Raw genomic sequence first — 13,354 nt, forward strand, 5'->3', positions numbered from 1 at the left:
AAAAACCATGACATGTGTAGAGAAGGTGAAAGACCGTTGAAACTACAAGTTGCAATTGACCGCGTTTCCCTTGATCAGGCTGAATCATTGATTAAAAAACTGGCCCCCTATTCAGATATTCTTGAAGCCGGGACCTCTTTAATCAAGGACTATGGTGTTCAGGCGCTTGCCGTGCTGAAAAAGGCGGCGCCGGGTACCCCCTTGCTGGGAGACATGAAGACGATTGACGAAGGCGACTATGAATTTTACCGGGGCTATCAAAGCGGTGCGGATATCCTGACCGTGATGGGAGCGTCATCAGTCGCGACAATTGAAAAATGTTATCGGGTTGCAGAGCAGACCGGCCATGAAATGATGATCGATCTTCTCGAGTGTGCGCCTGAAACGATCGATCGGATCACCGATTTTCCAAATGCGATTTACTGTCTGCACGCTTCGGTGGATAAAGGCGCAACTGCCGATCCGAACGGAGACATTCTGGCTTTTAAAAAGCATTTTCCGTCTATCCGGAGAATTGCGATTGCCGGAGGCATTAATTTAGAGGGCATCGAAAAAATGAGGGAGTCTTCTCCCGAAATCGTGATTGTCGGTTCGGGGATCACGAAGGCCGGTGATATGGCTTTAGCCGCACAAAATTTCAGAAAGGCGATGGCATAAAATTGAGAACGCTTGATTTAATTGTGAATGAAATTAAAGATGTGATTCGTCAGGTGGATGAAAGCCAATTAGAGCGGGCAATGACTTTTCTGAATAAGAACAGGCGGATTTTTGTCGACGGCTCCGGCCGGAGCGGATTCCAGGCCAAGGGATTCGCGATGAGGCTGATGCACATCGGCTATACCTCATACGCAATCGGTGAGACGATTTCACCCGCCATCGCGAAGGGAGATGTTTACTTTGCGGTTTCCGGTTCCGGGAAGACGAAAAACATTGTCAATGACACAAAAGCGGCGAAAGCAAAAGGCCTGACGATCATCGCTGCGACAAGCAAGCCGGATTCTCCGCTTGCCGAACTGGCCGACTGTACGATCGTTGTTCCCGGTGCAACGAAAAACGACCGGGACCGAAAATCGATCCAGCTGCTCAGCTCGCTTTTTGATCAGGCAGTTCACATTACGCTTGACGCGCTTTGCCTGAAGCTGAGCCGGCGCGATCATACGTCCGAGGAAGACGCCGCCAAAATGCACACCAACGTCGAATAAACGGCGATTGGTTTTCACCATACAAATTCTGCTTTTTTTCCAATAGAAACTTTATTTTGGGAGGAACTGATCATGGACAATGATCTGAAAGTGAAAATTTACGCGGACGGAGCCGTGCTGGACGATATGCTTTCCGCCTATCGGGCCGGTTTTGTTTCCGGGTTTACGACCAATCCGAGCCTGATGAAAAAGGCGGGCGTTCAGGATTATGTGGCCTTTGCCAAAGAAGTCGTTGAAAAGATTCCCGATCTGCCGCTGTCTTTTGAAGTGTTTGCCGACTAGTTTGCGTCGATTGAAAAAGAGGCGGAGAAAATCCACACTTTCGGTCCGAATGTCTTCATCAAGATTCCGATTACGAATACGAAGGGCGAATCGTCCGTGCCGCTGATCCGCAGGCTGGACGACAAGGGCTATTCGCTGAATATCACGGCGATTCTGACGACGGAACAGGTCGAGGCGGCCGTCGAAGCACTCAATCCGGAGGTTGAGAACATCGTGTCCGTCTTTGCCGGCCGCATTGCCGATACGGGGCGCGATCCGATTCCATACATGAAAAAGTCCGTCGGGATCTGCCGGACGAAAAAGGGAGCGAATCTGCTCTGGGCCAGCTCGCGTGAACTGTTCAACGTCTATGAGGCGGACCGGCTCGGCGTCGATATCATCACCTGCACGCCGGCCATTATCGAAAAACTGAAGAAGGTCGGCAAACCGCTCGAACAGGTCTCGCTGGATACAGTCAAGGGGTTCAATAAAGATATCCGGGCGCTCGGCTATTCCATCCTGACGGACGCGGAAAAGAACGAACCGGCCGGCCGCATGCCGGTGGAATAAGGCTTCACACCGGAACATGCCGTGCTCATATCTCTGAGACTATATCGTTCAATTCCGGAAACAGTGGCAGCCCTGAAAAATTTAAGCGATAAATGTTTGATCTAACGCTGACGGCATCATATCATGTGTTCTCCTGAATCACGTTCCAAGAGATATTTTTGAATGAGAAGCAACCAGTTGGCGCGGCATCCTTTGCCTGATATAAATGTAAACGTTAACAAAACCTTCTTAATATATAGATGGTCTGTCTTTGTCTTTACCTTGAAAAATAAAAACATTATCGCTTCCATGCCGGAGACAGATTGCAGGGATAAGTTGGAAAGATCCTTTCAGATGTCAGGTCATATTTTGCGTATCTTGAAAAGCTCAGCATATGTCTGGTCATTAAACAATTTTAGGGAAAGAGGCAGATTGAAATGAAAGCGAATTCATTGCCGCCCGTCCGATGGTTCCGATTGATACCCGTTGTTTTTATCACTTACAGCCTTGCCTATTTGGATCGGGCCAATTATAGTTTTGGGGCTGCATCGGGCATGGCGAAAGATTTGAATATTACAGCAGGTATGACTTCTCTCCTTGGAGCATTGTTCTTTCTCGGCTATTTCTTTTTCCAGGTGCCAAGCGCCGGATATGCGGAAAAGCGCAGTGCAAAGAAGCTGGTTTTCTGGTCACTGATTATCTGGGGCATCCTTGGCAGCCTGATCGGTGTCGTGACGAACATTTACATGCTCTTCGCCATACGTTTTCTTCTTGGTATTGTCGAAGCAGCCATTATGCCCGCCATGTTAATTTTCTTAAGTCACTGGTTTACGAATGAAGAGCGTTCACGTGCAAATACATTTTTGATTTTAGGCAATCCGATTACCATACTCTGGATGTCTGTTGTGTCCGGATATCTTCTGAACAGTCTGGGCTGGCGCTGGATGTTCATTCTTGAAGGCTTTCCCTCCATCATATGGGCGTTTATCTGGTGGAAATTAGTGGATGACAAGCCAAATCAGGCACGTTGGCTGAAAGACAGTGAGAAAAGGGTTCTGAACGATGAGTTGATTAAAGAGCAGAAAGGTTTTAAAGCTGTGCCGAATTTCAGGGAGGCTTTCAAACAGAAAGCGGTTGTTTACCTTTGCCTGCAGTACTTTTTCTGGAGCATTGGCGTGTATGGATTTGTCATGTGGCTGCCGTCGATTATCAAAGCGGCACCGCATATCAACATTGTTGAAACGGGCTGGCTGTCTTCATTGCCCTACCTTCTGGCAGCCGTTCTGATGGTTGTCGCTTCCTATTTCTCAGATAAACTGCTGAAAAGGAAAGCGTTTGTCTGGCCGTTTCTACTTATCGGTGCTGTTGCTTTCTACGCATCCTATCTTGTCGGGCCGTCCAGTTTCTGGCTGTCGTTCACGCTGATGGTTGTCGCCGGCGGGGCTATGTATGCGCCATACGGACCGTTCTTTGCCATCGTTCCAGAACTGCTGCCGAGGAACGTGGCAGGCGGTGCAATGGCACTGGTCAACAGCATGGGGGCTCTGGGATCGTTTGTCGGGGCCTATTTCGTAGGATTTCTTAACGGGGTGACCGGAGGCTTTTCCGCGTCCTACATGTTTATGGCTATCTCACTCATCCTTGCTGTGATCTTCACGATCATCGTCAAAAGCACTAAAACAAATGAGGATTCTTTGGATGATAACAGCCAATTGTCAATCGATAAACACGTCGTCACGGAAATGAATCCGATATCCTTTCCGAATGATGAAGAATAGATAGAAAATATTTCGTAAAAGAAAGTGTAAACGGTGCCAATAGAAACTGCCGATCACGTGAAATCCGGGGAAACTGCGCCTTTGTTCCGGAAACCGTCGGCGGCAGTGTTTTAGCTGTTGCAATCAAAGAGTTTTATCTAGTATCGGAGCGGTTTTTTCAGGCCGCTCCGATTTTTGCCGTAAGTAAGACGGATAAACTTCATTCTAAGAAAAGCTTGGCTGTCCTGAAGTTCAATAACGAATCAACAACTGAAGATCATCGCCCTGCCTAAATTAAGTGGTCCGTGCCTTCACTTTCCTGAGAATTTCGGGATTTCATAGTTCGGACAAATGTGCCGCTGCTCAGTCGAGCTGTCAGGGATCCGTTCAGTCGCTTTGTTCAGAGGCTTCCCGGAAATGAGGGTGCAGGGGTGGAGAAGAGTGTCCGTCAATATTGGGTATCGACATCATTTTACTTTTTTCGGCCAGATGAAAAAATCTTTTACAATAATGCGAGTCTGTGATTCGTAAAAAAAAGAGCCTTTTCCCGGTGGCTCGTACCATTCATTAGAAATTTAAAAGACGCAAATGAACCGGACGGCATGTGAATTTAAAAAGAAAATGAGAGTGATAAAATAAGGAAACAGGGGGTTTCGACTGACCGGATACACACGGCCCCCATCTTCAAGTCTGGTTTCAACCGGCTGGATGCTCGCGGCTTTTGCTGAGCCTTCGCTTCTATATTGCCGCCGCAATCGCTGCAGCCGGACACTCACGGCCCTCACGCCGCCTTAAAGGGTCCGCATCTTCGGTTTCGATGGCAAATGTTTGAATACACGCGGCTTTTTTAAATCCTGCAACGAAAAGTGATGAAGCAATCGATGGACAATCAACCTGAAAGCATTGATATATACGGAGCCCGCACAAACAATCTGAAGAATATCTCACTGCATGTACCGCTGAGAAAGCTGGTGACGATTGCCGGCGTCTCCGGATCGGGGAAGTCGTCGCTTGCGATGGGGGTGCTTTATGCCGAGGGAAGCCGGCGTTATCTGGAAGGCCTGTCTGCGTTTACAAGACGGAAAATTCATCAGGCGGAACGGCCGGCAGTTGAACGAATCGACTTCCTGCCGCCGGCACTTGCGCTGCGGCAGCGTCCGCCGATTCCCGGCCGGCGCAGTACGGTCGGGACGATCACCGAGATTTACAATCTGCTGAGGCTGATTTTTTCCCGGATCGGGACACATCGCTGTCCGAACGGTCATCAAGTGCCGCCGGTATTAGAGTCGATTCTCAGAGAAGAAGTGATTTGTCCGGTATGCGGGGTCCGCTTTACGCTTCCGAGCGCGGAATCTTTTTCATTCAATTCGGCGCTCGGCGCGTGTCCCGTATGCGGCGGATTGGGTGAACGGTCCGAAGTGGACCGCTCGCTCGTCGTTCCGGATCCGGAACGCACGCTGCAACAGGGGGCGGTTGCTTCCTGGCGTGCCGCCGGCCGCGGCTATCTTGTCAGAATAGCGGCTCAGCTCGGTGTGCGGACGAATGTTCCCTGGAAAGATCTGTCGGAAAAAGAGCGGAAGATCGTCCTTGACGGCAAAAGGACGAAACGGCCGCTGATTTTTCACAACCGGGAAACGGGTGATGAATATCCGATCACCTTTGTCTATGATAATGCTGTCGATGCAGTCAGACAGGCGCTGGCGAACGATAAACATCAAATCAGATATGCAAGAATGAAGAAATTCCTCACTGTTCGGCCGTGCGATGTTTGCGGCGGGACGCGTCTGCGCCCGGAAGCGCTCAGAACCACACTATCCGGGAAAAACATTGCCGAGGCGTCGGCTCTTTCCCTGCTTGAGATGGATCGGTTTGCAGAGGAGGTGCCCGAAAGCGTCCCTGTCTCCGTGCAATCCGTTGCCGCCCGGCTGACGGACAAATTGCGCCATGAGATTGCCCCGCTGCTGGAGCTGGGCGTCGGCTACCTGACTCTGGATCGGTCCGGAGCGACGCTGTCGACGGGAGAACGGCAGCGGCTCGAACTGACGGAAACGGCGGCAGCCCGTTCGACAGGTATTCTTTACATTCTGGACGAACCGTCTATCGGCCTTCATCCGGCCAATGTTGTCGGCCTGCAGAAGATCATGCACCGTATGGTAGAGAACGGGAACAGCCTGGTCGTTGTTGATCACAATATGGAAATTATACGCGATTCGGATTATGTCATAGAAATGGGTCCGGGAGCGGGAGAAGACGGAGGGGCTTTAGTCGCCTCAGGAACGCCTGATCAACTTGCGGCGAATGCCGCTTCATTGACGGGGGCCTATCTGTCCGGGAAACGATCGGTCCGCGCCCGCCGGCCCCTTCCGCTCGATAAAGAAAATTTCTTAGCCATTTCGGGTGTGAACCTTCATAATCTGCATGATGTTTCGGCAAGGTTTCCGTTGAATCGGATGACTGCCGTGACCGGCGTTTCCGGAGCGGGAAAAACGGCGCTTGTTTTGGAGAGCCTGGTGCCGGCTGTCCGATCGGCTTTATCAGGCAGGAATCTGCCGGATTGTATCGGCCGGCTGTCGGGCTGGGAGAAAATCAGGCGTGTGCTGACGGTGGATTCGACTCCGATCGGACGCAACTCGCGTTCAACGCCCGCCACGTATACGGGGCTGTTTGACGACATCAGATCTCTCTTTGCTTCGACTGCCGCCGCCCTCCGGCGAGGCTGGGCGGCCAGCCGGTTTTCGTTCAATGTAGCGGGCGGACGCTGCGATGCGTGTGAGGGACGGGGCGAAATGTCGCTTGATATGCAGTATCTTCCGGAGGAACGGGTGCAGTGTCCGCAATGCGGAGGCACACGCTACAAAAAAGAGACACTGGAAGTGGCATATAAAGAGAAATCGATTGCGGATGTCCTGCGGATGAATGTCGATGAGGCACTTGCCTTTTTTGCGGATGTTCCCGCCCTTGCCTCCGGACTGAAAATGCTTCATGATGTCGGCCTCGGCTATCTGCGCCTTGGGGAACCCACTCCCGGATTGTCCGGGGGTGAGGCTCAGCGGATCAAGCTTGCGGGGGAGCTGCGGCACAGCCGCCCGGATACACTCTATGTGCTTGATGAGCCGAGCACCGGTCTTCATCCGAAGGACGTAGAGACTTTGCTCGGCGTGCTTAACCGGCTGCTGTCGAACGGGTCCACGATTTTGTTTATCGATCATGATCCGGATATGATCGCGAGCGCCGATTATGTCATTGACATCGGTCCCGGCGGCGGTCCGGACGGCGGGGAAATTATCGCCGCCGGCACGCCTGCTCAGATAGCAGCCCATCCGAAAAGTATGACCGGAAAGTTTTTAGCGGGACATGGGTCGATATAAACGGCGCATTCATGCCATCTCAGGCACATATTCCTTGAGAAAGCGGTCGAGCACTTTCTCATAAGCTTCCGGATTATCCGAATAGGAGCAGGCGTGGCCGCCGTTTTCAGCGATGAACAGCTGCTTCTTATCTGCTTTGGCCTGATAGAGTTTCTCGGTCATTCCGGCCGGTATGAACGGGTCATTTTTACTGTGGATAAAGAGAACGGGATGCTTAATATTCGGCACGCCGAGAAGCGGCGAAACGCGGCTCAGGCTGTAGCCGTCCCGGAGCCTCAGGAACAGTGCAGTGACAGGCAGAATCGGCCATTCAGGCAGATGATAGTCGTTTTTCAGCAGATAGCGAAGCTCATCGGTAAAATCGGAAAAAGGGCAGTCGGCAATATAAAAATCGGCGCTGTCCTCCACAAGGCCGGCGTACTGAAGCAATGTTGCCGCCCCCATTGATTCGCCGTGAATGCCGAGCAGAATGTCTTCGCCGAACCGCTGATGGACCCAGCGGACAACTGCGGCAAGGTCGTCTTTTTCATAATAGCCGTAGCTGCTGGTCCTGCCGCCTGTCCGGCCGTGGCGGCGTTCATCATAGAGGACAACGTTGAAACCGCGGTTGAGAAACAGTTTGGCGTACTTGATGGAAGTCAGCAGGCTGACGGTCACCCCGTGGCAGAAAATCATGAATTTTTTTGAACCTGAAGGATAGGCGGGGATATAATAGCCGTGAATGCGATAGCCGAACGGCGATTCAAACGAAATGACTTCCTTGTTCTGAGCTTCGAAGTCGCGCATAGAAAAAAAGCGGTGCGTTTTTGTTTCCGACTCGATAATTTTTTCTTCCGTACTTTTTTTGTAGTACATAATTTTGTTTGATAAATATACACCGACGGCGGCCAGTGCTCCGGCAGCGCCCGCCGTTGAAGTTAATAAAAATTTGGCTGCAGGCTTCATTTGTATTCCTCCGATGTGCACTTTTTTTATCTACTGATATTTTGCGGTAGAAAACAGCTATTCTTTAACTTGTAAAATGATTCGGGACCATGTACATGCATGACAATAACATCTTCCGTATCATAGAAGTCAAATTGAGGTCGCGGTCTATTTTAATGCTGTTTATGAAAAAATCTGCCGGTCGGAAGTTTCATTGCATTGATCAATATAATGTTCGACGCTTTGTATCAGGGAGGGGAGTCATATGAAAAAACAGCTCAACTTTTATTACGGCGGGGATTATAATCCGGAGCAATGGGATGAATCGGTATGGCGAGAAGATATGCGCCTGATGAAGAAAGCCGGTGTCAATTACGTCAGCGTGAATATTTTCAGCTGGGCGCTCTTGCAGCCGGATGAGGACATCTATGACTTCAGCACGCTGGATAAAATCATGGATATGCTGGCAGACAATCATATCGCCGCCGATCTGGCTACCGCTACAGCAGCGCCGCCGGCATGGCTGGCCCGGAAATATCCGCAGTCGCTTCCGGTTGACATCAACGGTGTGCATCTGCTGCCGGGGTCGCGCCAGCATTATTGCCCGAACAGCCGCGATTACAGGCGGCTGGCCCGGGCACTCGTCGATCAGATTGCGCGGCGCTACCGCGACCATCCCGCACTTGCGATGTGGCACGTTAATAATGAGTTCGGCTGCCATGTTTTTGAATGCTACTGCGGCACATGCCGTGCGGCCTTTCGGACCTGGCTGCGGGAAAAGTATCGGTCGATTGCTGCCTTAAACAGAAGCTGGTCGACCGATTTCTGGAGCCAGCGCTATTATGACTGGGAAGAGATTAACCTTCCCGGGAAAATGCCGACGCATCATAATCCCAACCAGCAGCTGGATTACAGACGTTTTATGAATGATTCTATCTTAAGTCTCTTCAAGGCAGAGCGCGATGTCATCAGACAATATACACCGCAGATTCCGGTGATGACGAATCTGATGGGGCTGCACAAACCGGTTAACGGATTTAAATGGGCGAAGGAAATGGATCTGGTGACGTGGGATGCTTATCCCGATCCTTATGAAGAGACTCCCTACCTGCATTTCATGGCCCACGACCTGACAAGAAGCTTGAAAAAGCAGCCCTTCCTGCTGATGGAGCAGGCACCGGGCGCGGTCAACTGGCGCGGGCAGAACGCGGTCAAGACGCCGGGACAGATGCGTCTCTGGAGCTATGAAGCGGTTGCTCACGGTGCGGACGGGATCATGTTCTTTCAATGGCGCGCTTCTCAGGGCGGCGCGGAAAAGTTTCACAGCGGCATGGTGCCGCACTCCAATGATCAGAACAGCCGTGTTTTCCGGGAAATTGTTGAACTGGGCCAGGAATTGAAAAAATGCAGAGAACTTGTGGGAACGAAATTCCGCGCCGAAGCGGCCATTGTTTTTGACTGGGAAAACTGGTGGGCACTTGAACTGGATTCTAAACCTTCTAATCTGGTAAAATACCCCGATCAGCTGATCGATTACTACCGCGTGCTGCATCAGCTGAATATCGCCGTTGACTTTATTTCTCCGGATGAAGACCTGAAACACTATAAAATTGTCTTCGCACCGGCAAGTTATCAGGTCTCCCGGACTTTTGGCGATCGTGTCAGGGATTTTGTGCAGAGCGGCGGGACCTTTGTGACTAATTTCTTCAGCGGTATCGTCGATAAAGAGGACCGGATTTATCTCGGCGGCTATCCGGGTGCCTATAAAGATGCACTGGGTATCTACGTGGAGGAGTTTGCTCCGATGAAGAAAGGGCAGAGCCATCGGATCGCGACACCGTGGGGCGACGCGGCGATTCGGATCTGGGAAGAAGTGATTCATTTAAAAGAGGCCCAGGTGCTTGCCCGTTTTAAAGAAGGCTATCTGGCGGGGATGCCGGCCGTGACGGAACATGTCTACGGCAACGGACGTGCTTTTTATGTCGGCACCGATCCCGAAGAAGCCTATTTAAAAAAGCTGATCCGCGGCATTGTTGCAGATGTTCGGCTGGCGCCGCCGATGGCTGTTCCCGAAGGCGTGGAAGTAACAGTCAGGGAAAGTAAAACAGCAGGATATTATTTTATTCTTAACCATACGGATCAGGAAAAGCGGTTTGTGCTTGAAGGAGAATATGAAGATCTGCTGACAGGAACTCGCGAAAAACAGCTGATAACGCTGGCCGCGAGAGACGTAAAAGTTTTAAAAGAAACGTTCAATCCGTAATCTGCGGGACCGGCGTATCCCGCCGTTTATGCGGATCTGAAACAAACGAGTCATGAATCCGCTGAAATAGCTGTTATAAAGTTTGCCTAAATAGTGGACACGTCAAAATGGGATATGGGATTTCGTATGATTAATCGATCTAAACAAGGGCGTGTTCAAACATAGCATACAATCGGGAGTATGCCGAAAAACCGGTGGCGGAAGACGGGTCCCAATGTTCTTCTGTAAAACGGGTATGAATACGACAAAAATGCGGCATTTTATAAGGCCGACTGAATGTGTGCGCGCAGGCTCTAATGCCTGCACACACCCTGTACAGTGTTCCCGCTCCCTGCCTGATTTTTGACTGGGCCAATCCAAAAGCAGCCCTTTTCAGGCCGGATTCCCGAAAAATTATAACAAGGTGACCCGCATCAACAAGGTCTCCGAGCTAAACTCCTCCTGCTTTGTTGGTACAGTACAGTTGCTATTGCTTAAAAAATGCCTCAACATCAGGATTTTTCATGACTTTGGTATAAAAACACAGAAATGCAGGTTTCAGGCCTTTTAAGACGTAAAAAATGATCGCGCAGCCATGTGAAAACATTTTCCGATGATCATTAAAAAAATCCTGTATCATTTTTACAGAATTTTTCCAGGGGCTTCTGACACTGAATCTCTTCGGGGCGTTGTCACGGGATACCATATTGATTATCCTCCGGCCTCCATGTCATAATAGGACTAATAGGGTACTGCCTGTATAATGGTATAGGTATTGGATAGGGAGAGGAAGAGGTCAATATGCGTTTGGTACTTTTATCCGGCGGATCGGGAAAACGGCTGTGGCCATTGTCCAACGATGCGCGTTCTAAACAATTTCTAAGGGTACTTGAAAATCATCAGGAGCGTTTGTCGTCCATGGTTCAGCGGGTCTACGGACAGCTTTGCGAAGTCGGGCTTGCCGGTTCAACCGTGATTGCAACGGGCCGGAGCCAGGTGGAGATGCTTCAGAATCAGCTTGGCCGGGATGTACCGCTGATTGTCGAGCCTGAGAGGCGGGATACGTTCCCGGCCATCGCCCTCGCTGCTTCATATCTGTATACACGTACGGGAGCAAGCCTTGACGATGTGGTGGCGGTACTGCCGGTCGATCCTTATGTGGATACGGCGTTTTTCAGACGGATTCAGGATCTGGAAAAGCTGCTTGACCGTACAAATGCCGATTTGGCGCTGATGGGGGTTAAACCGACCTACCCATCGGAAAAGTACGGATACATCGTGCCTGTAAAGAAGGAAAATCACGACTATATACAGGTTGATCATTTTACGGAAAAGCCGGAAGAAGAACAGGCCCGAAAGCTGATCGCCGAGTCTGCTCTGTGGAACTGCGGTGTATTTGCCTTCAAACTCGATTATATGATCTCAAAACTTGCAGCCCTGAACCTGCCCGTTCACTATGATGAGCTGCTGAAACAATTTAACAGGCTGCCGAAAATCAGCTTCGATTATGCCGTCGTGGAAAAAGCGAAGAATATTGTTGCCCTGCCGTATGACGGATTCTGGAAAGACCTGGGTACCTGGAGTACGCTGACCGAAGAGATGGCGACGAATCAGATCGGCAAGGGGATTATCAGCCAAGATTCGGAGAACACGCACCTGATCAATGAACTGGATCTTCCGGTCACGGTACTCGGCATTTCCAATGCGGTTGTCGCCGTCAGCCCGGACGGGATTCTTGTTTCGGACAAAGAGCAGAGCCCGAGGATCAAAGAGGTTATGAAAGGATTCGACCAGCGGCCGATGTATGAGGAACGGCACTGGGGTTCATACAGGGTGCTGGATTATACAAGCTATGAAAAAGACGAAGAGGAAGTACTGACGAAAAAAATCAAGATCAAGCCAGGGGAAAACATCAGTTATCACTGCCATCACATGCGCCAGGAAGTCTGGACGGTTGTGAAGGGGTGCGGGCAGTATGCGGCGAACGGCGTTATTCGTCCGATCAAGCCGGGGGATGTTGTGATCGTCCCCGCTGAAACAATGCACGCGATCAAAGCGGATGATCCGATGGAGCTGATCGAGGTTCAGATAGGCAGTCAGCTGATCGAAGAAGATATCAAGCGAAAATATATGAAGTGGGAAGAAATTGTGGAAAACTGTTCCTTCATCAGAAGCTGAGCCGGCGGACGATTGGAAGGAACAATGATCGAGAAGAGAGAAAGCGCTGCATGATCCGGTTGCAGCGCTTTTTGTTTTACGCGCCCGGGATTGACGGCCGCTTTGCTTGACGGCGAAAATTTGCTGCGGGCCGTGCAGCAGAGACTGTAAGCCGTGCTGCCCAGGGTAACTGCCGGCGGGTCTAAAACGGCGGGTTGCGCGATCAATTGCCGCTCAGCGGGAAAAGTCCATCTGCCGGGGCGATAGCACTTTTGGGAGGATGATCGGCCGCCGGCAGAGAGTAAAGGAGAACTTTTACTTTAAAAAGGCGCTTTCGCTTGGAGCGATGCGGTCACGGCGGGCGATCGTTCGGTAAAACAACGCCCCCCGGTCGAATCTACTGCTGAACGACATTTCTCGCGGCTTTATCGGCCGTTGCCGGAATTCAAAGTTAGGGCTTCTACCGGCCGAATATGGGCTTTTACCGGCGGGAATTGCAGGTTTACCGGCCGAATATGGGCTTTTACGGCGGGAATTGCGGCTCTACCGGCGAGATTTGCAGGTTTACCGGCCAAATATGGGGTTCTACCGGCGGGATTCGCGGGTCTACCAGCCGAATATGGACTTTTACCGACGGGATTCGCGAGTCTATCGGCCAAGTTCGCTTTAACGGTCGTTGGGCCAAGTTTATCGGTCGTCGTCGAAGTTTTATCGACCGTCGCCGCGCTTTATCGGCTGTTAAGCTGTTGATCGTTGCCGTGGGTCCTGGATAAATCGGCACGGTTTCATTCACTTTTGCCCAGGGGTGTCGGCTGACGCTTCACATATCTTTCACAGGCTTTACCGGGATCGGCGCTTTCCTCTGATAAAATTTTTGTGCTAGAATGTTTCTAT

The 13,354-nt window shown here is 50.9% G+C and carries 7 protein-coding genes and 1 pseudogene; 7 read left to right on the plus strand and 1 reads right to left on the minus strand.

Annotated elements, in window-relative coordinates; translation table 11 throughout:
• Nucleotides 1-36 precede the first annotated feature (36 nt).
• The 5 genes and pseudogenes from OYT88_RS05240 (at nucleotide 37) to OYT88_RS05260 (ending at nucleotide 7,137) form a co-directional block, all read left to right on the plus strand.
• Nucleotides 37-657: an orotidine 5'-phosphate decarboxylase / HUMPS family protein gene (locus tag OYT88_RS05240; protein WP_274398378.1), complete on the plus strand. Its 621-nt coding sequence runs from the start codon at nucleotides 37-39 to the stop codon at nucleotides 655-657.
• 2 nt (nucleotides 658-659) lie between these two features.
• A complete protein-coding gene (gene hxlB / locus OYT88_RS05245; RefSeq protein WP_274398379.1) occupies nucleotides 660-1,202 on the plus strand; it encodes a 6-phospho-3-hexuloisomerase in 543 nt (180 codons plus the stop codon).
• Nucleotides 1,203-1,274: 72 nt separating this feature from the next.
• Nucleotides 1,275-2,033, plus strand: a pseudogene (locus OYT88_RS05250) (transaldolase).
• A 416-nt stretch (nucleotides 2,034-2,449) separates the two neighbouring features.
• Nucleotides 2,450-3,790: an MFS transporter gene (locus OYT88_RS05255; RefSeq protein WP_274398380.1), complete on the plus strand. Its 1,341-nt coding sequence runs from the start codon at nucleotides 2,450-2,452 to the stop codon at nucleotides 3,788-3,790.
• Between the two features lie 860 nt (nucleotides 3,791-4,650).
• Entirely contained in the window at nucleotides 4,651-7,137 is a 2,487-nt protein-coding gene (locus OYT88_RS05260) for an excinuclease ABC subunit UvrA (RefSeq protein ID WP_274398381.1), read from the plus strand.
• A 9-nt stretch (nucleotides 7,138-7,146) separates the two neighbouring features.
• Here OYT88_RS05260 and OYT88_RS05265 read toward each other — a convergent pair whose 3' ends face one another.
• Entirely contained in the window at nucleotides 7,147-8,082 is a 936-nt protein-coding gene (locus OYT88_RS05265; protein ID WP_274398382.1) for an alpha/beta hydrolase, read from the minus strand.
• A gap of 244 nt (nucleotides 8,083-8,326) precedes the next feature.
• On the opposite strand from OYT88_RS05265, the gene OYT88_RS05270 reads away from it, so the two are divergent.
• Nucleotides 8,327-10,324 (plus strand): beta-galactosidase, encoded by a 1,998-nt coding sequence (locus OYT88_RS05270; RefSeq protein ID WP_274398384.1) that lies wholly within the window; start codon nucleotides 8,327-8,329, stop codon nucleotides 10,322-10,324.
• A 780-nt stretch (nucleotides 10,325-11,104) separates the two neighbouring features.
• Nucleotides 11,105-12,481: a sugar phosphate nucleotidyltransferase gene (locus OYT88_RS05275; RefSeq protein WP_274398385.1), complete on the plus strand. Its 1,377-nt coding sequence runs from the start codon at nucleotides 11,105-11,107 to the stop codon at nucleotides 12,479-12,481.
• Nucleotides 12,482-13,354: the final 873 nt, after the last annotated feature.

The sequence above is a fragment of the Sporolactobacillus sp. CQH2019 genome (assembly GCF_028765345.1).
GTDB lineage: Bacteria > Bacillota > Bacilli > Bacillales > Sporolactobacillaceae > Sporolactobacillus.